Here is an 18,608-nt window from a genome sequence, read left to right on the forward strand (position 1 = left end):
TCGGGCACGAGGCCCCTCCGGTGCTGCGGTGGCGGCACGCCGACTCCTTGCCACTCCCGTCATGCCGCCACCGCTCCCTGGCTGAGCACGCGCTCCCAGAGCCGGTCGCAGAAACGGGCCAGCGCACCGTCCCGCGCGGAGCCGGGCGGCCTGCCACGGTCGATGTCCTCCAGCAGGCCGCGTTCCCAGGGCAACTCCCCGGCGAGTGGCAGCCCGAGCAGCCGGGCGACTTCCGCGTCGTCCAGGCCAGAGCCGTATCCACGGGCATCCTGCGGCCCGCCTGGTGGGCGCACCACTGCCCGCAGATCGCGGACGACCAGTTGTGTCCGGGCGGCCACCCGGTGCGCCGCGGCCACGGCACGCAGCTCCGCCGGTACGACCGCAAGCCCGAGATCCAGCTGGACCAGCGCCTCCGCGACGGCTTCGTCCGCCTGCCGGGGCAGGTCGACGACGACCACGCCGCCACGCCGCCGCGCGGCGCAGAGCACCGATTTCATGGCGTCGGCGGGGAGCAACACGCGCTCGCCCCGGTCCCAGCTGAGCACGGACAGCTCGTCCGTACGCGGCAGGGACTCGGCGAGGGCCGCGCCGCCGACCCGGCCGCGGGACTCTGCGAAGTCCGGCCAGCGCAGTCCCGGTGTCCGTTCCGCGCCGAGCAGGATGTCCAGACCGCCGCCGAGCGGGTCGGCGTCGATGAGCATGGTCCGTTCCCCGGCACGTGCCGCGGTGACCGCGAGCGCGCAGGCCAGTGTGGAGGCTCCGGCTCCGCCGCGTCCGCCGATGACGCCGACGGTCAGTGCGGCCTGGCCGACTCCTTCCAGCGCGTCGGCGATACGGCCGGTCAGCCAGCCCTCCGCGTCGGGCAGCAGGACAACGCTCTCGGCCCCGATCCGGACTCCGCGCTCCCACACGCCGGGGTCGTCCCAGTCCCGCCCGACCAGCAGCACTCCGGGCCGCCGTGTCGCCGTCCCGCCCGCGCCCGGTGGGCCCTGGCGGTCGAGCCCCACGTCGGGCTCCGGGCCACCGCCGAAGCCGGAGGCGCTTGCGCAGTCGTCGCCGACGAGCACCAGGGGCGCCCGTTCCCATGCGGTGGCACCACTCCAGGACGCCCACCCGGTCCCGCTCGTCGGGCCGCCGTGCGCGACCTGCGGCTCGGTTCCGGCGGCTGCGCACAGTCGCAGTAGGTCATCAAGGAGTTCCTCGTCCTCGGTGACAATCAGAATGTTTTCGGCCATGCTCTGGGCGCTCCCCGTCAGTTGGGCACTCGCGTCCGCAAACGGCTGCGGACGCCGACGGGATTCACGGTGCAGCGAACCGGAAAAACTTGTGGATCATGGTCGAAAACTGTGGACAACCCCGAGACTGTGAATAACTCGCTCACCCAAACCAGTGACTATCGGAGAGCAGCGCTTCGATTACTCTCAGTTACAGTTCGGAGGAATCCGGGAGTCCGGTCCTGAGAGATCGAAAAAGCCCCGACCACTGCGGGCCGAGGCGGGAAAAGCCCCCCGGACATGCGACGACCCCCGCCGGGGGGGAGAGCGGGGGTCGTCCCCACGGCCGACTCGGGGGGGGAGGAGTCGGGCCGGGTTAGCACGGTCGCGAACGATCCGTGACTTCCATGGTGTACCCGAGAGCCTTCTCAGGCAAACCCACGCGCCCCAGCTTACGCCGAATGGTGGGCGCCTATGCTCATGGACGTGGAAAATCTCGCGATGCCTCGGACAGCCGCCTTCTTCGATCTGGACAAGACGGTCATTGCGAAGTCGAGCACGCTCACCTTCGGCAAGTCCTTCTACCAGGGTGGCCTGATCAATCGCCGTGCAGTGCTGCGGACCGCCTACGCGCAGTTCGTATATCTCCTCGGTGGCGCCGATCACGATCAGATGGAGCGGATGCGCGAGTACCTCTCCGGACTGGCGCGCGGCTGGGATGTCGAACAGGTCAGGGAGATCGTCGCGGAGACCATTCACGACCTGATCGACCCGATCATCTACGACGAGGCCGCCTCGCTCATCGAGAAGCACCACCTGGCGGGCCGGGACGTGGTGATCGTCTCGTCGTCGGGCGCCGAGGTGGTCGAGCCGATCGGACGGATGATCGGCGCCGACCGGGTGGTGGCCACGCGGATGGTCGTCGAGAACGGCCGCTTCACCGGCGAGATCGAGTACTACGCCTACGGTCCCACCAAGGCGGAGGCCATCCGGGAGCTGGCCCGGTCCGAGGGCTACGACCTGGCGCGCTGCTTCGCCTACAGCGACTCGGTCACGGACCTGCCGATGCTGGAGGCGGTCGGCCAGCCGCATGCCGTCAACCCGGACCGTGCGCTGCGCAAGGAGGCGCTGGCGCGCGACTGGCCCGTACTGACGTTCTCCCGGCCGGTGCGGCTCAAGCAGCGCATCCCCTCGCTGTCCATGCCGTCCCGGCCGACGCTGGCGCTGACCGCCGTGGCGGTGGGAGCCGCGGCGGCGACGGCGGGGTTCGTCTGGTTCAACAACCGGCGCCGCCCGAGCTGACGCCTCCGCCCGCACCCCGGGCGGGGCGCGACATGTCCCTTTTGGGGGTATCATGCGGTTTCTGGGCGTACGGCGGTAGTTGCAGGCAATAGTAAAGATCTGGGTTCGTGCCGGGGAGAGGACTTCCGCTCGGCTCCCGCGCGGAGTACAAAGGAATCACGGCCCGCGAGACCAACGGCATCCGAAAGGATTCCGTATCACGCAGATGGCCCCACGGACCGGAAGCATGAATACCGGGTACCCACGCGACGCACAGCCCGCGATCGGGTAGGTCCCTTCAGGGAAGGGCAACGATCCCACCCTGATGTCCGGACGGAATGTGAAGCACGCACTGGTAACCCGGTGGACATGCCAGTGACGGCCTCGCCCTTGGTGGCGAGGCCGTCGCATTCCCATGACGCCCTCCGCCATGACGCCCCCGCCGCGACGCTTCCCGACGGTTGCCGGCACCAGGCCCGCCGCAGAGCCCGCCTCAGGGCTCGCTCAGGACTCGTCCGAGGGCTCGCTCAGGCCGCTCCCCGCTGCATCGCCTCACAGACCGCGGTGCTCTCCCGCACGCCGAGCTCAACCGCACGGCCGCAGTGCGCGATCCACTCGCTCATCCCTTCGGGGGTTCCCGAGGCATAGCCCGCCAGGGCAGCCGTGTACGCCTCGCGCCCGAGCTCCGCGTGGCCCACCTCGGCCGGACAGATGGCCTTCGGGTCGAGGCCGCTGCCGATCAGTACGACACGCTCGGCGGCGCGCGCCACCTGCCCGTTGAACGAGCCGAACGGGCGCAGCACCTGCAGTTCGCCGTGTACCACCGAGGAGGCAACCAGTGCGGGGGCCGAGGTGCTGCCGCTGATGAGCTGCGCCAGGCCGTCCAGCCTGGCCGCGACCTCATCGGCTCCCGGCAGGTCCAAGCCGATGTCCGGACCCTGGACCGGCTCCCCAGGGCGCCGCGGGCGACCGACGGTGTCCTCCACGGACACGCCGCCGGCGGCCACCAGGTGCAGCCTGGCCAGCACGCGCAACGGTGACTGCGGCCAGATGTCGAGCAGCTGGCCGGCCTCGGCCGTCACCCGCAGCGCGGCACCCACCGTGCGTGCCTCTTCGTCGACGCTGAAGTCGCTACGGCGGCGCACCTCTTCGAGCACCCAGTCGACGCCCTCCACAGCCGCGGTGGCACGGGCCCCACGCAGCGCCGCCTCCGCGCTGACCTCACTGCTGCGGCGGCGCATGACGCGGTGCCCGTAGACCCGGTCGACCGACTTGCGCACGGATTCGACTGCCTCCGGCACACCCGGCAGCGCGGCGAGTGGCGCCAGCGGGTCCGCCGCGGAGACGCCGGGAGCCGTGCGCTTCGAAGGGCCGCCGTGGTCGGGGCGAGCGGTGCTACTCATGCGTACGACCCTACGCACCCGGCCGGGCGGCCCAACCCCTCGATCGAGTGGTCTTCTTCACTCACCTCGGCCGACCCGGTACTCGCGGCGGCTTACGCTGTTGAACATGAAGATCGCTTTCGTAGGGAAGGGCGGCAGCGGGAAGACCACGCTGTCCTCGCTGTTCATTCGCCACCTCACCGCCCGCGGCACTCCCGTGGTCGCTGTCGACGCGGACATCAATCAGCACCTGGGCGCGGCACTCGGGCTGGACGATGCCGAGGCCGCCGCACTGCCGGCTATGGGCGCCCACCTGCCGCTCATCAAGGAGTACCTGCGGGGCAGCAACCCCCGGATCGCCTCCGCAGAGAAGATGATCAAGACGACACCGCCCGGCGAGGGGTCCCGGCTGTTGCGCCTGCAGGAGGACAACCCGGTTTACGACGCCTGTGCGCGCCCGGTCGCACTGGACGGCGGGGATATCCGGCTACTGGCCACGGGGCCGTTCACCGAGTCGGACCTGGGCGTTGCCTGCTACCACTCCAAGACAGGCGCGGTGGAGCTGCTGCTGAACCACCTCGTGGACGGCCGCGAGGAGTACATGGTCGTCGATATGACGGCGGGCAGCGACTCCTTCGCCTCCGGAATGTTCACCCGCTTCGATATGACGTTCCTGGTGGCCGAGCCGACCCGCAAGGGTGTCTCCGTGTACCGCCAGTACAAGGACTATGCCCGCGACTTCGGGGTTCCGCTGCGTGTCGTCGGCAACAAGGTGCAGAGCGCCGACGACGTCGACTTCCTGCGTCAGGAAGTGGGCGACGACCTGCTGGTGACCTTCGGCCACTCGGACTGGGTGCGCGCCATGGAGAAGGGCCGGCCGCTTCCCTTCGCCGAACTGGAAGAGGACAACTCCCGCTCACTCGCCGCGCTGTACGAGACGGCTGATGCCTCCTACGAGCTGCGCGACTGGGAGCGCTACACCCGGCAGATGGTCCACTTCCATCTGCGCAACGCGGAGAGCTGGGGCAACGCGAAGACCGGCGCGGACCTCGCGGCCCAGGTGGACCCCTCGTTCACCCTGAGCGAGGACCGGCAGGAGGCCACTGCCGCCGCTCCTCAGCCGGCCTGACCTCGCCTGCCCCCGTCCGCCTTCCGTCCGACCCCGGTCCGGTCCCCGTCCGATCCCCGCCGCCCTCCGCTTGATCCCCGGCCGACCCCGCCTGCCGGGGATCACGCGGAGCTCCCGGTTCCGGGCCGTCCGGCCCGGAACCGGGGCCCGGCTCAGCCGGCCTTCGCCGCCTTGGCCTCTCCCGGAAGGTTCTCGGGCTTGCCCGTCCCCCTGAGGAAGGAGCGCCAGCCGCCGGACGGCTTCTCCCCCACCTCGAGGGTGCGCAGCTTGGCGAGCATGCGCGGGTCCTGCGCGTCGAGCCAGTCGACCAGTTGACGGAACGAGACGCAGCGGACACCGTCCTTGCGACAGACCGTCTTCATGACGTCCTCGACGGCGTCCATGTAGATGCCGCCGTTCCAGTCCTCGAAGTGGTTACCGATGATCATCGGTGCCCGGTTGCCCTTGTAGGCACGCTCGAAGCCCTGCAGCAGGCCGTCGCGCATCTGGCGCTGCCAGTACGGCCGCTTCTCGACGTCGCCGTCGACGGTGCCTGACTGGTTGACGAGGAAGTTGTAGTCCATCGACAGGGTCTCGAACCCCCGTCCGGGTACGGGAACCTGTTGCAACGGCAGGTCCCACAGACCCTGCCGCTTGCCCGGCCACACCTGGGTGCCGTTTCCGCTGGAGTCGTAGCGGAAGCCCATCTGCTTTGCAGCCTTCAGCAGGTTCTCCTGGCCCTCCAGACAGGGTGTACGACCGCCGACCAGCTCCCGCTCGTAGTCGAACGGGAGCGCCTTGGCCTTCTCCCAGCCGGTGGTCGTCTTCCAGTGCTGGACGAACCAACGGGCCTGCTCGATCTCGCTCTTCCACTGCTCGACGGACCAGGTGTCCACGCCGTCGGGGCCGCAGAAGTGGCCGTTGAAGTGGGTCCCGATCTCGCTGCCGTCCAGCCACGCCTTGCGGACCTGCCGGAGGGTGGCACGCACGTTCTCGTCCTTGAGGTAGCCGATGTCCGAGGCGCCGGGCTCGTGCCCCGGCGGGGAGTAACGTTTCGCCTCGTCCTCCGGCAGCGTGTAGACACCGCTGAGGAAGTAGGTCTGCGCCGCGCCGTACTTCTTGCCCGCCTTGCGGAAGCGGGAGAAGAGCCTCTTGCCGTCCTCGCCGGCGCCGTCCCAGGAGAAGACCACGAACTGCGGCGGCTTCTTGCCGGGCGCGAGCTTGCGCGGGGTGGGCTGGAAGGGCTGGCGTCCCGTCAGCGAGGTGGAACCGTCGCCCAGCAGCTGCTCCTTGACCCCGGGTCTGGCCTGCGGCGCCCCGCCGGGCGACTCCTCCGGCTCGTGCGCACCGTCGCCGCCGGAGCAGCCGCCGGCGGCCAGCGCAAGCGCCAGTGCCGCCGGGAGCACGGTGGTCAGAGCGGGTCTTCTTCGCGTGGCTGCCATCGGCTCACCTCGTCCTTACGCCTTGTCTCGTCGGTCACCGGCCGGGACCGCGTTGCCACGCGGATAAAAGTGGCATGAGACGTTAATAAGACAAATAGGACAAGCGGCTTTTCAGGCGCCGTTCACTCGATGGGTGGAACACGGGCAGCCAGACACCACTCCGTGCTTCACCAAGGCTTTACTTGGCATTACTGTTCTTTTACTTCCAGCCGGGAGTAATCAGACGATCACGCAAGGTGTCGACCTGGGGAGGAGCCGCGATGTCCCACCGCACCCCTGTGTGCAGCGGTCCGACCGCCCGCCCGAACCGTTCCCCCGGCCAACAGCACTGGTCAGCGGACCTCAGCGCCTCCGTCACGGTCTTCCTGATCGCCCTCCCGCTCTCCCTCGGTATCGCGCTGGCCGCGGGCGCCCCGCTCCAGTCGGGGCTGGTGGCCGCAGCGGTCGGCGGGCTGGTCTGCGGCCGGCTCGGCGGAGCTCCGCTCCAGATCACCGGGCCCGCCGCGGGCCTGACGGTGATCACAGCGGAGCTGATCCAGACATACGGCTGGCAGACCACCTGCGCGATCACCGTTCTGGCCGGGCTCGCCCAGATCGGGCTCGGCTTTCTGCGGGTGGCGCGCTCCGCCCTCGCCGTGAGCCCCGCGGTCGTGCACGGGATGCTCGCGGGAATCGGAGCCACCATCGCGCTCGCCCAGCTCCATGTGATGCTCGGCGGCGACCCCGACAGCTCACCGCTCACCAACGCACTGGAGCTGCCGGGGCGGATCACCTCGGTACAGCCCGCCGCCCTCTCCGTCAGCGTGCTGACCGTCGCGGTGCTGCTGGCCTGGCCCCGGCTCAAGGAGCAGGGCGGATGGCTCGGCGCCGTCACCGGAAGAGTGCCGGCCGCGCTCGCCGCGGTCGGCCTGGCGACGCTCGCCACGGTGCTGGCCGATGCGAGGCTGCCCCGCGTCGACCTCCCCTCCTGGCGCTCGCACGCGCTGCCCCAGCTGCCGGATGGGCCGGTGCTGGGGCTGGGCGCGGCGGTGCTGACGCTCACTCTGGTGGCCGGCGTGCAGGCCCTCCTGTCCGCGGTGGCCGCCGACAAGCTCACGGCCGCGCGCGGAGCCGCGAACCGGGTGCCGCGCAGCGACCTGGACCGGGAGCTGCGCGCACACGGCGTGGCCAACGCGGTGTCGGGCTCCCTGGGCGGGCTGCCGGTGACCGGGGTAGCGGTGCGCAGCTCGGCCAACATCGCCGCCGGGGCCGTCAGCCGGAACTCGGCACTGCTGCAGGGAATCTGGGTGGTGTTGGCCGCCGCATTGCTGGTCGGCGTGCTGGAGCTCATCCCGCTCTCGGCGCTGGGCGCTCTGGTGATGGTGGTGGGCGTGCGGATGATCAACCCCGGCCACATCAGAACGGTGGCACACCACGGCGAGGCCCTGGTGTTCGGCACAGCGGCAGTCGCCGTGGTGCTGCTGGGGGTGCTGGAGGGGGTCGGTCTGGGCATCGCGGTGGCGGTGGTGGTGGCCCTGCACCGGCTGGCCTGGGCCCGGATCTGCGTGGAGCGCGAGGCGGACGGCGACTCGGCTTCCTGTCCACCCGACAGCTACCGGGTCGTCGTACGGGGGCAGTTGACGTTTCTGGCGGTGCCCCGGCTGAGCCGGGCGCTGGCCCAGGTGCCGGACGGGGCCAAGGCAGTGGTGGAACTGGAGGGGTCGTTCATGGACCACGCGGCGTTCGAGGCGCTGGAGGACTGGAAGGCCGCCCATACGGCGACGGGCGGTGAGACCGAGGTCAGGGGCCGCGCGGGGCAAAAGATCGGAGAGCCGACGACGATGCACGCCTGCACCCCGTGGACGCCCTGGCGCAACCATCAGTGCACGCGCCCCCGGGCCGACGGAACCGACAGCCCGGGCGGCTCGAGGAGCTCGGAAATCACGGAAAGCTCGAACAGCTCTGCCGGGTCGGATAGTTCGGGCAGGTCAGGCCGCTCAGCCGGCCCCGCCGGTGCCGACCCCTCGGGCCATGCCGACCGCTCAGCCCTCTCAGCCGGTTCAAACCGCACGGAATCCCACGCCCCTTCGCGGCGAGGGCAACTCCTCGGCGGCGTACGCAACTTCCAGCGCACCACGGCACCCCTGGTGCGGGACGAGCTGGCGAGGCTGGCCCGTGAGGGGCAGCAGCCCTCTCAGCTGTTCCTCGCCTGCGCCGACTCCCGCCTGGTCACCAGCATGATCACCTCTAGCGGACCGGGGGATCTGTTCACCGTGCGCAACGTGGGCAACCTTGTCCCGCCACCTGGCGAGGAGCGCGGTGACCAGTCGGTCGCGGCCGCGATCGAGTACGCGGTGGACGTGCTGCGCGTCGAATCGGTGACCGTCTGCGGCCACTCGGGCTGCGGCGCGATGCAGGCGCTGCACAGCGGAGCGACCTCGGCTCAGGGCTCCGACGACACCCCGCTCGGCCGCTGGCTGCGGCACGGGCGGCCCAGCCTGGAGCGGTTCCGTAGCGTGGCCCGTACCTCGCCTTGGTCCGAGCCGCGGCTGGCCGACCGGGAGACGGCCGACGAGCTGGAGGCGCTGTGTCTGACCAACGTCGTCCAGCAGCTGGAACACCTCGCGGCACACGCGTGCGTGGCCCGGCGGCTGCGCGAGGGGACGCTGGAACTGCACGGCATGTACTTCCACGTCGGTGAGGCACAGACCTACGTCCTCGACGCCACGGCCACCGGCACCGCAGCCCTCGACAACACGGCCGCCGGCGTCCGGGGGTCCGAGCCGGTGTTCGCCGCCGTCAGACCCGACCCCGTCGCCTCCTGACCGGCGCCGTCAGGAGCCGGACCGGCAAGGACGTCAAGACCTTCCTGTGGCTGTGCGCAAGCCGCCGGCGCCCGCCGACGAGGGGGACAACCGAGTTCGTCTCCGTGGGAATTCACCTGCGGAGGCGAACCGTGGAGCAGGGCGAAGCGCAACACTCCGGTGTGGCGCGGGACGACACGCAACGACTCCCTGATTGCCGCTGTACCCGGCAGGGTCCGAGGTGCCAGGATCGGCTGGGGGTTGACCGGGCTCCCGCGATCACTAAGCATGCCAGTTATCAAAGATTGGTCTACACCACTTGCCGACGGGAGCCGACATGAACGAGAGTCCTTCCCTCTCCAACCTGCTCAAGGAGGAGCGGAGGTTCGCGCCGCCCGCCGAGCTGGCCGCGAACGCCAATGTCACCGCCGCGGCGTACGCGCAGGCCAAGGCCGACCGGCTGGGTTTCTGGGCCGAGCAGGCGCGAAGGCTGAGCTGGGGAACCGAGCCGACGGAGACGCTCGACTGGTCGAATCCGCCGTTCGCCAAGTGGTTCAAGGACGGCAAGCTCAACGTCGCCTACAACTGCGTCGACCGGCATGTGGAGGCCGGCCGTGGCGACCGCGTCGCCATCAACTTCGAGGGCGAGCCCGGCGACACCCGCACGCTCACCTACGCCGACCTCCAGCGCGAGGTCTCCCAGGCCGCCAACGCGCTGACCGAGCTGGGCGTACAGGCAGGCGACCGGGTCGCCGTCTACATGCCGATGATCCCGGAGACGGTCGTCGCCATGCTGGCCTGCGCGCGTATCGGCGCACCGCACTCGGTGGTCTTCGGCGGCTTCTCGGCCGACGCGCTGGCGACCCGGATCGAGGACGCCGACGCCCGTGTCGTCATCACGGCCGACGGCGGCTACCGCAAGGGCGCGCCGTCCGCGCTCAAGCCCGCCGTCGACGAGGCGCTCACCCGGCCGGGCACCGAGAAGGTCCGCAACGTCCTGGTGGTCAAGCGCACAGGCCAGGAGGACATCTCCTGGAACGAGGAGCGCGACCTGTGGTGGCACGAGGTGGTCGGCCGCCAGTCCGAGCAGCACACGCCGCAGGACTTCGACGCCGAGCACCCGCTGTTCATCCTGTACACCTCCGGCACCACGGGTAAGCCGAAGGGCATCCTGCACACCACCGGCGGCTACCTCACGCAGGTCGCCTACACCCACCACGCGGTCTTCGACCTCAAGCCGGAGACCGATGTGTTCTGGTGCACCGCCGACGTCGGCTGGGTGACCGGGCACTCGTACATCGTCTACGGTCCGCTCGCCAACGGCGCGACGGAGGTGCTGTACGAGGGGACCCCCGACTCGCCGCACAAGGGCCGCTGGTGGGAGATCGTGCAGAAGTACGGCGTCACCATCCTCTACACCGCGCCGACCGCGATCCGCGCGAGCATGAAGTGGGGCGACGACATCCCCGCGAAGTTCGACCTGTCCTCGCTGCGCATCCTCGGCTCGGTGGGCGAGCCCATCAACCCGGAGGCGTGGGTGTGGTATCGGCACCACATCGGCGGTGACCGCACCCCGGTGGTCGACACCTGGTGGCAGACGGAGACGGGCGGCATCATGATCAGCCCGCTGCCCGGCGTCACCGAGGCCAAGCCGGGCTCGGCGCAGGTTCCGCTGCCGGGAATCTCGGCGACGGTCGTGGACGACGAGGCCAACGAGGTGCCCGACGGAGCCGGCGGCTACCTGGTGCTGACCGAACCGTGGCCGTCGATGCTGCGCACCATCTGGGGCGACGACCAGCGGTTCCTGGACACCTACTGGTCGCGGTTCGAGGGCAAGTACTTCGCGGGCGACGGCGCCAAGAAGGACGACGACGGTGATGTGTGGCTGCTCGGCCGGGTGGACGATGTGATGCTCGTCTCCGGGCACAACATCTCCACCACCGAGGTCGAGTCGGCGCTGGTCTCCCACCCGAAGGTCGCCGAGGCGGCCGTGGTGGGTGCGACCGACCCGCAGACGACGCAGGCCATCTGCGCTTTCGTCATCCTGCGCGGCGGTGCCGACGAGGACGAGGCGCTGGTCGAGGAACTGCGCGCGCACGTCGCCAAGCACCTCGGCCCGATCGCCAAGCCGAGGCGCATCCTGCCGGTCGCGGAGCTGCCCAAGACCCGCTCGGGCAAGATCATGCGCCGGCTGCTGCGGGACGTGGCGGAGAACCGGACGCTGGGTGACACCCAGACCCTCACCGACTCCTCGGTGATGGAACTCATCCAGTCCAAGCTGCCGAGCGCACCCAGCGAGGACTGAACACGGCACCGAGCGAGGACTGGGCCCCGCACCTCAGCGAGGGCCGAGCCCGGCACCCGGCGAGGGGGCATCCGGCAGCGCGCCGGGTGCCCCCTCGGTCGTGTCAGTGGGGTTGGTTACCCTTGGGGAGTCGAGTAAAGAAAATACCAAGAACCGAGGGCGAGCCGGGAAGTCTGGTCGGCACACACCACAGGTGTGTCCATGCGACCTTCCGGAGGCCCACCCTTGGCTACCCCGCACGCCCCGCCGCACCGCCCCGACGACCCCAGCGACGACAACCACAGCAACGACGACAACAACCGCCGTTCCGTGTTCCTCGGCAGGCTCCCGCTCGGCGAGCGCAGGTTCCTCGCGGACGCACTGCGCACCGAGACCGTCGGCGGCACCCTGCTGCTGGCCGCGGCGGTCGTCGCCCTGCTGCTCGCCAACACCGGCGCGAGCGGCTTCTACGACGACATCAAGGACTTCCACTTCGGTCCCGGGGCGCTCCATCTGAACCTTTCGGTCGCCGACTGGGCCAAGGACGGCCTGCTCACCCTGTTCTTCTTCGTCGCGGGGATCGAGCTCAAGCGGGAGCTGGTCGCCGGCGAGCTGCGCGATCCGCGGGCGGCCGCGCTGCCGATCATCTCGGCGGTGTGCGGGATGGCCGTCCCGGCGCTGGTCTATGTGGCCTTCGCGGCGGGCGGCGGCGGTGACCTGCGCGGCTGGGCGATTCCGATGGCGACGGACATCGCGTTCGCGCTGGGGGTGCTGGCCGTGCTCGGCACGGGGCTGCCCTCCGCGCTGCGCGCCTTCCTGCTGACGCTGGCCGTCGTCGACGACCTGGGCGCCATCGTCATCATCGCCGTCTTCTACTCGGCGGGCATCAGCCTCGGCGCGCTGGCGGGCGCGATAGCCGGGCTGGCGCTGTTCTGGTTCCTGCACCACAAGGGCGTGCGCGGCTGGTACGTGTACGTACCACTCGGCCTGGTCGTGTGGGGGCTGATGCACGCCAGCGGGGTGCACGCGACGGTCGCCGGGGTGGCGATGGGGCTGATACTGCGCTGCACGCTCCGGCCCGGAGAGGAGACCTCACCGGCCGCACACATCGAGCACCTGGTCAGGCCGCTCTCGGCGGGGCTCGCGGTGCCCCTCTTCGCGCTGTTCGCGGCGGGTGTGACGATCTCGGGCGGGGCGCTGGCCGATGTGTTCACCAAGCCGGAGACCCTCGGCGTGGTGTTCGGCCTGCTGGCGGGCAAGACACTCGGCGTCTTCGGCGGCGCCTGGGCGGCGGTGCGCTTCACCAAGGCGGAGCTCAACCGGGAGCTGGGCTGGGCGGATGTGCTGGCCATCGCGGCGCTGTCCGGTATCGGCTTCACCGTCTCGCTGCTGATCGGCGAACTGGCCTTCACCGACAACCCGGTGCTCGCCGACGAGGCCAAGGCAGCCGTACTCATAGGCTCGCTGCTGGCCGCCGTGTTCGCCGGAATCGTGCTCAAACTGCGGGCCCGTGAGTACCGTTCGCTGGTGGACGCCGAGAACCGGGACGAGGACGGCGACGGCGTCCCCGACATCTACGAGGAGGACAACCCCGACTTCCATCTGCGCATGGCGGCGCTCTACGAGGCGAAGGCTGCCGAGCACCGCAGGCTCGCCGAGGTGGCCACTCGCCACGACGTGACGGACGATGGTCCGGCATGATCTGAGCCTGACCGGCTACCGGCAGGGAAAGCCCGCACCGAGCCCGCCGCCACAGCCAGGGAAGTACCGGGCCCGCACCGCGCCGGGCCCGCACGACGACAAGGGAGAGACAGCGATGAGCGCAGCCGACGACGGCCGCAGCCTGGGCCAGTTGGTCGCAGCGGCCACTGCGGAGATGTCCGCACTGGTGCACGACGAGATCGCGCTGGCCAAGGCCGAGTTGCGGCAGGACGTCAAGCGCGGTGTGCTGGGCAGCGGCGCGGCCCTGGCCGCCGGAGTCCTGGTGCTCTTCGCGCTCCCCGTGCTGAGCTTCGCCGCCGCCTTCGGCATCCACAATCTGGGGCTCGGTCTGGCCTGGTCGTTCCTGATCGTGGGCGGCGCCTTCATCGCGCTCGCGCTGCTGTTGCTGCTGCTGGCGCTGGCCAAGTTCAAGAAGGTCTCCAAGAGCAAGAGCCCGCAGAAGTCGGTGGCCTCCGCCAAGCAGAGCGCGGCCGTCCTCTCGCACGCCAGGCCGCACCCCCGTGCGGCGGAGAACGGCGGGAAGGAACGCCCGCAGCTGCAGGGTGTGACACGCTCGTCCGTATGACGTTCGCAGACAGTCCCGCGGCCGTGATCCGTCCCGAAGGCCCCTGGACACACCGGGATGTGGCGGCCAACGGCGCACGGTTCCACATCGCCGAGATGGGCGAAGGCCCGTTGGTGCTGCTGCTGCACGGCTTTCCGCAGTTCTGGTGGGCGTGGCGCCACCAGTTGCCGGCGCTCGCGGACGCCGGCTACCGGGCGGTGGCGATGGATCTGCGCGGAGTGGGCGGCAGTGACCGTACGCCGCGCGGCTACGACCCGGCCAACCTCGCGCTCGATGTGACCGGTGTCATCCGCTCACTGGGCGAGCCCGACGCGGCACTGGTCGGACACGACCTGGGCGGCTACCTGGCGTGGACGGCCGCGGTGATGCGGCCCAAGCTGATCCGCCGCCTCGTCGTCGCCTCGATGCCGCACCCCCGCCGCTGGCGGGCCGCCATGCTGGGTGACGCACGGCAGACGGCGGCCAGCTCCTACATCTGGGGGTTCCAGCGTCCATGGCTGCCGGAGCGTCAGCTCGTCGCGGACGGCGGCGCGCTGGTGGAGCGGCTGGTCCGGGAGTGGGCAGGCCCCAAGCCACCCGTCCCCAGCGACTCCCCGCCCGGTCCCGTCGGCAGCCCGACCGGTCCCGCGGGGCACGCGGGCGTGCTGGCGGTGGACGACTATCGGCGCGCGATGTGCGTGCCCTCCACGGCGCACTGCTCGGTGGAGCCGTACCGGTGGCTGGTGCGGTCGCTGGCACGGCCGGACGGGATGCAGTTCTACCGCCGGATGAAGCGGCCGGTACGGGTGCCGACGTTGCATCTGCACGGTTCACTCGATCCGGTGATGCGGACCCGGAGCGCGGCCGGTTCGGGAGAGTACGTGGAGGCCCCGTACCGCTGGCGGCTCTTCGACGGGCTGGGGCACTGGCCGCACGAGGAGGACCCGGAGACCTTCACCTCCGAGCTGGTGCACTGGCTCAGCGACCCGGAACCGGACCGCTGAGCCCGACGTCACAGGCCCGGCGAGCGCAGAGGTCGGCACGGGCGGCGCGCAGGCTCGTACATGTGCCCGGCGCATAGGCCGATTGAGCGCCCGGCGGGCGATTACTGACCATGAGGCAGGGGCAGGGACCTCGGTATGGGGTTGACGCACGACTTCCGTGACGTGGCACGTAACCGCAGCCATTCCAGGGACCTGCGCGGCGAGGCTTCCCCGCGCGCGACGGGTCGGCTGCATCCCACCGGCGCCGAGCTGGGAATTCCCCGCATTCTGCGTCGCCGTGCACGCTGGGTGGGCGCGAGACTCCGGCACACCCGCTCCTGAGCCCGGCCGCAGCTCCTGAGCACCGGCGGGCAGCTCCTGAGCACCCGCCCGGCCGCTCCCTCCCGAGTGCCGGACGGCGGGCCGCCGACGGAGTTCCTCAGATCGCGCAGCCCTGGCTGTTGACCGGCCGCACGGCGGTGCGTCCCCGCGTGATGTCCTTACGGATCTCGTCGACGCTGAGGGCGTATCCGGTGCGGTCGTCGTCCAGGGACTTGGCGAAGATCACGCCGTAGACCCGGCCGTCCGTGGTGAGCAGCGGGCCACCGGAGTTGCCCTCCCGGATCATGGTGTAGAGCGAGTACACGTCCCGCCTGACGGTGCCCCGGTGGTAGATGTCGGGGCCGTCGGCCTGGACGCGGCCGCGCACCCGGGCCGAGCGGACGTCGTAGCCGCCGTTCTCCGGGAAGCCCGCCACGATCGCGCCGTCACCGCTCTCCGCGTCCTGCTTGGCGAAGCGCAGCGCGGGCGCCTTCAGTTCGGGAACGTCCAGCACGGCGATGTCGCGCTTCCAGTCGTAGAGCACCACCCGGGCGCTGTAGCGCTTCCCTTCGCCGCCGACCTGCACGGTCGGATGCCGGACCCCGCCGACGACGTGCGCGTTCGTCATCACCTTGCCCGGCGAGAAGACGAAGCCGCTGCCCTCCAGCTCCTTCCGACAGCTGGGTGCCGTACCGACGACCTTGACGATGCTGCGCTTGGCGCGCTCGGCGACGGGGCTGCCCGCCAGCTTCGGGTCGGGCGGCCGGACCTCACGGATCGGCTCCCGGGAGAAGGGGGAGAAGACCTGCGGGTACCCGTTCTTGGCCAGAACGGAGGAAAAGTCGGTGAACCACGTGTTGACCTGCTGGGGCATCACCCGGGAGACACCGAGCAGCACATTGGAGTCGCGCACCTCCCTGCCCACGGTCGGCAGCGCCGTACCGGCCAGCGCTGAGCCGATCAGCCAGGCGACGACCAGCATCGCGAGCACATTGACGAGCGCACCCCCGGTCGCGTCCAGGGCCCGCGCCGGCGACCAGGTGATGTACTGCCGCAGCTTGTTGCCCAGGTGCGTGGTGAGGGCCTGGCCGACGGAGGCACAGATGATCACGATGATCACGGCGGCGAGCGCCGGTCCCGTACCCGGCCGGTCGCCCGCCGTCAGCTCGTCCCACAGCAGCGGAAGCACGAACAGCGCGGCCAGGCCACCCCCGAGAAACCCGAGGACCGACAGGATGCCGACGACGAAGCCCTGGCGATAGCCGACGATCGCGAACCAAACGGCAGCCACGACCAGCAGTACGTCCAGCACATTCACCGAATCAGCCTCGCCTCGGGTCCATCTCGGCAGTCCTACCCCCGCTCTCGGCCGCGCCGGGCGGCCGGGGCCCAGGAGAGCGGAAGAGACACCGTCTCATGTGCGCGCGGGTGCGACGGCCACCCGTACCAGCCGGTAAGGGTCACGCATGCCAGTCGAGCGGAACCCTGCGGTCGCGGTCCCAGGGGCGCTCCCAGCCCGCGTAGTGCAGGATCCGGTCGATGAGGCCGGCCGTGAACCCCCACACCAGCGCGGAGCCGACCATGAAGGCGGGCCCGACGTGACCCGCAGGGTGCACGGCCATGGCCCGGTTCGCGGGGTCGGTGAGGTCCGAGACGGGAACGGTGAAGACCCGCGCCGTCTCCGCCGGGTCGACCGGCGCCACCGGAGTGGGACGGCGCCACCAGCCGAGCACCGGTGTGACGACGAAGCCGCTGACGGGGATGTAGAGGCTGGGCAGCACGCCGAACACCTGTACGCCCGTGGGGTCCAGCCCCGTCTCCTCCTCGGCTTCGCGCAGCGCGGCCCGCAGCCGTCCGTCCCCTTGCGGATCGCCGTCCTCCGGATCGAGCGCCCCACCCGGGAAAGAGGGCTGCCCGGCGTGCGAGCGCAGGCTGGAGGCCCGCTCCATCAGCAACAGCTCCGGGCCCTGTGCGCCCTCACCGAAGAGCACCAGCACGGCGGAGGGGCGGCCCCGGCCGTCCGCCGGCGGCAGGAAGCGGCTGAGCTGCCTCGCCTCGACGCTCTCCGCCGCGTCCCGTACGGGAACGAGCCACCGAGGGAGCCCGCGTCCGTCGACCTCGATCGGCATCGCGACCGCGCGGCGGCCTGCCGCCCCGTGCTCAGCCGCCTGGTCGGAGGACTGTCCGGCTCCCGTCACAGCTGGGCTCCGGCGGCGTCTGCTGACTGCCCGGCCGGTGGCTCGGTGGCCGGGTCACGGGAGGGCAGGGGCGGAGCGGGGCGGCCCGGGTAGTCGGCCGGGGGCTTGAGGCGCTGCCCCGGCTGACCGCCCATCTCGTACTTGAGGAGCTTCTTCGCCTTCTCCGGGTCCGTCTCGCCCTCGCCGTAGGAGGGGCACAGCTCGGCGATCGGGCAGGCGCCGCAGGCGGGCTTGCGGGAGTGGCAGATGCGACGGCCGTGGAAGATCGTGCGGTGCGAGAACATCGTCCACTCGCTCTCCGGCAGCAGGTCGTCGATCTCCTGCTCGACCTTGACGGCGTCCGTCTGCTCGGTGAGCTTCCAGCGGCGCACCAGTCGGCCGAAGTGCGTGTCGACGGTCAGCCCGGGGACTCCGAAGGCGTTGCCGAGCACGACGAACGCCGTCTTCCGGCCCACGCCCGGCAGCTTCACCAGCTCGTCTATCGTCCCGGGGACCTTGCCGCCGTGGTCGTCCCGCAGAGCCGCCGAGAGGCCGAGCAGCGATTTGGCCTTGGAGCGGAAGAAGCCGGTGGGGCGGATCAGCTCCTCCAGCTCCTCGGGGTTGGCGGCCGCCATGTCCTCCGGGGTGGGGTACGCGGCGAAGAGGGCGGGCGTCGTCTGGTTGACGCGCAGGTCGGTGGTCTGCGCGGAGAGGACGGTGGCCACCAGCAGCTCGAACGGGTTCTCGAAATCGAGCTCGGGGTGTGCGTAGTAGTAGACCTCCGCCAGCGCCTCGTTGAGCTGCGCGGCCCGCTTCGCCTTCGACTCCCGCGACTCCGGCTTGCCCCCGGGCGCCTTCTTGGCGGGGGCCTTCTTGGCGGGGGCCTTCTTCGCTGCCGAGGCCGCGGCCTTCGTGGCGGCGGCCTTCTTCGCAGGGGCGGCCTTCTTCGCGGGGGCGGCCGTCTTCTTTGCCGGGGCCTTCTTCGCGGGGGCCTTCTTGGCGGCGGCCTTCTTTCCCGTGGCGGCCTTCTTCGCCGTGGCAGTCACCTTCTTCGCGGCGGCCCGCTTCCTCGGCGCCGCGGCCGACGCGGCCGCGTCGGCCGCCTCGTGTTCGCTCACAGCGGAATCCTCTGTTGCCGTCACCCGCCCAGCCCCCTCTCTCTCCGTGCGCTGCCCGGGGTATTGGACACTCGGCCAGCGTAAGGGGGGCCACCGACATTCGTGGCACACGCGGCGGATCCGGGGCCCTAGCGCGCCCCGCGTTGGGAGCGACAGCATGCGTGCGTCAAACTTGTGACTGATTGCTGTGACTGATCGCATGGTTTCACCGTCCGGCATCATGGGTTCCACGGACCCCATGGGCAGGTC

14 protein-coding genes are annotated in these 18,608 nt (G+C 70.7%); 8 read left to right on the forward strand and 6 right to left on the reverse strand.

Translation table 11 applies throughout. The annotated features are described in order from the left end of the window. Window positions 1-59: 59 nt before the first annotated feature. Window positions 60-1,235, reverse strand: a complete 1,176-nt coding sequence (gene ssd, locus HC362_RS14395) for a septum site-determining protein Ssd (protein WP_243084312.1) — start codon at window positions 1,233-1,235, stop codon at window positions 60-62. A gap of 453 nt (window positions 1,236-1,688) precedes the next feature. Between ssd and HC362_RS14400 the strand changes: the two genes are divergently transcribed. Next, entirely contained in the window at window positions 1,689-2,516 is an 828-nt protein-coding gene (locus HC362_RS14400) for an HAD family hydrolase (protein ID WP_243084313.1), read from the forward strand. Between the two features lie 506 nt (window positions 2,517-3,022). On the opposite strand, the gene HC362_RS14405 is transcribed toward HC362_RS14400, so the two are convergent. Beyond that, window positions 3,023-3,898: an oxidoreductase gene (locus tag HC362_RS14405; protein WP_243084315.1), complete on the reverse strand. Its 876-nt coding sequence runs from the start codon at window positions 3,896-3,898 to the stop codon at window positions 3,023-3,025. Window positions 3,899-4,004: 106 nt separating this feature from the next. Between HC362_RS14405 and HC362_RS14410 the strand changes: the two genes are divergently transcribed. After that, the gene (locus HC362_RS14410) at window positions 4,005-5,006 is read left to right on the forward strand and encodes an ATP-binding protein (RefSeq protein ID WP_243084316.1); all 1,002 of its coding nucleotides are present in this window, start codon (window positions 4,005-4,007) and stop codon (window positions 5,004-5,006) included. Between the two features lie 152 nt (window positions 5,007-5,158). On the opposite strand, the gene HC362_RS14415 is transcribed toward HC362_RS14410, so the two are convergent. Continuing rightward, a complete protein-coding gene (locus HC362_RS14415; RefSeq protein WP_243084318.1) occupies window positions 5,159-6,427 on the reverse strand; it encodes a hypothetical protein in 1,269 nt (422 codons plus the stop codon). A 260-nt stretch (window positions 6,428-6,687) separates the two neighbouring features. On the opposite strand from HC362_RS14415, the gene HC362_RS14420 reads away from it, so the two are divergent. From HC362_RS14420 to HC362_RS14445, 6 genes are all read left to right on the forward strand, one after another. Further along, window positions 6,688-9,231, forward strand: coding sequence for a bifunctional SulP family inorganic anion transporter/carbonic anhydrase (locus HC362_RS14420; RefSeq protein ID WP_243084320.1), 2,544 nt, complete (start codon window positions 6,688-6,690; stop codon window positions 9,229-9,231). A gap of 316 nt (window positions 9,232-9,547) precedes the next feature. Then, on the forward strand, window positions 9,548-11,515 hold the full coding sequence (acs, locus tag HC362_RS14425) for an acetate--CoA ligase (protein WP_243084321.1): 1,968 nt from the start codon (window positions 9,548-9,550) through the stop codon (window positions 11,513-11,515). Window positions 11,516-11,824: 309 nt separating this feature from the next. Then, the gene (gene nhaA / locus HC362_RS14430; protein ID WP_243088587.1) at window positions 11,825-13,195 is read left to right on the forward strand and encodes a Na+/H+ antiporter NhaA; all 1,371 of its coding nucleotides are present in this window, start codon (window positions 11,825-11,827) and stop codon (window positions 13,193-13,195) included. 115 nt (window positions 13,196-13,310) lie between these two features. Continuing rightward, window positions 13,311-13,781, forward strand: a complete 471-nt coding sequence (locus HC362_RS14435; protein WP_243084322.1) for a phage holin family protein — start codon at window positions 13,311-13,313, stop codon at window positions 13,779-13,781. Beyond that, entirely contained in the window at window positions 13,778-14,764 is a 987-nt protein-coding gene (locus HC362_RS14440; protein WP_243084323.1) for an alpha/beta hydrolase, read from the forward strand. The genes HC362_RS14435 and HC362_RS14440 overlap by 4 nt, the downstream gene beginning before the upstream one ends. Window positions 14,765-14,899: 135 nt before the next feature. Continuing rightward, complete coding sequence (locus tag HC362_RS14445) at window positions 14,900-15,085, forward strand: hypothetical protein (RefSeq protein ID WP_243084324.1); 186 nt, start codon at window positions 14,900-14,902, stop codon at window positions 15,083-15,085. Window positions 15,086-15,182: 97 nt separating this feature from the next. Here the strand turns inward: HC362_RS14445 and HC362_RS14450 are convergent, their stop codons facing one another. The 3 genes from HC362_RS14450 to nth form a co-directional block, all read right to left on the reverse strand. Beyond that, window positions 15,183-16,382 (reverse strand): MarP family serine protease, encoded by a 1,200-nt coding sequence (locus HC362_RS14450; protein WP_243084325.1) that lies wholly within the window; start codon window positions 16,380-16,382, stop codon window positions 15,183-15,185. Between the two features lie 142 nt (window positions 16,383-16,524). Continuing rightward, window positions 16,525-17,193, reverse strand: coding sequence for a CoA pyrophosphatase (locus HC362_RS14455; RefSeq protein ID WP_243088589.1), 669 nt, complete (start codon window positions 17,191-17,193; stop codon window positions 16,525-16,527). Between the two features lie 65 nt (window positions 17,194-17,258). Further along, on the reverse strand, window positions 17,259-18,359 hold the full coding sequence (gene nth, locus HC362_RS14460) for an endonuclease III (RefSeq protein ID WP_243084326.1): 1,101 nt from the start codon (window positions 18,357-18,359) through the stop codon (window positions 17,259-17,261). Window positions 18,360-18,608: the final 249 nt, after the last annotated feature.

This window comes from Streptomyces sp. 891-h, assembly GCF_022760275.1.
Lineage (GTDB): Bacteria > Actinomycetota > Actinomycetes > Streptomycetales > Streptomycetaceae > Streptomyces > Streptomyces spirodelae.

Excerpts from the sequence above, each read along its gene's own strand:
- HC362_RS14445 (WP_243084324.1), top strand. The coding sequence starts at position 14,900 with ATGGGGTTGACGCACGACTTCCGTGACGTGGCACGTAACCGCAGCCAT.
- HC362_RS14400 (WP_243084313.1), top strand. The coding sequence starts at position 1,689 with ATGCTCATGGACGTGGAAAATCTCGCGATGCCTCGGACAGCCGCCTTC.
- HC362_RS14455 (WP_243088589.1), bottom strand. The coding sequence starts at position 17,193 with ATGCCGATCGAGGTCGACGGACGCGGGCTCCCTCGGTGGCTCGTTCCC.
- HC362_RS14420 (WP_243084320.1), top strand. The coding sequence starts at position 6,688 with ATGTCCCACCGCACCCCTGTGTGCAGCGGTCCGACCGCCCGCCCGAAC.
- HC362_RS14415 (WP_243084318.1), bottom strand. The coding sequence starts at position 6,427 with ATGGCAGCCACGCGAAGAAGACCCGCTCTGACCACCGTGCTCCCGGCG.
- HC362_RS14435 (WP_243084322.1), top strand. The coding sequence starts at position 13,311 with ATGAGCGCAGCCGACGACGGCCGCAGCCTGGGCCAGTTGGTCGCAGCG.
- HC362_RS14410 (WP_243084316.1), top strand. The coding sequence starts at position 4,005 with ATGAAGATCGCTTTCGTAGGGAAGGGCGGCAGCGGGAAGACCACGCTG.
- HC362_RS14405 (WP_243084315.1), bottom strand. The coding sequence starts at position 3,898 with ATGAGTAGCACCGCTCGCCCCGACCACGGCGGCCCTTCGAAGCGCACG.
- HC362_RS14440 (WP_243084323.1), top strand. The coding sequence starts at position 13,778 with ATGACGTTCGCAGACAGTCCCGCGGCCGTGATCCGTCCCGAAGGCCCC.
- ssd (WP_243084312.1), bottom strand. The coding sequence starts at position 1,235 with ATGGCCGAAAACATTCTGATTGTCACCGAGGACGAGGAACTCCTTGAT.
- acs (WP_243084321.1), top strand. The coding sequence starts at position 9,548 with ATGAACGAGAGTCCTTCCCTCTCCAACCTGCTCAAGGAGGAGCGGAGG.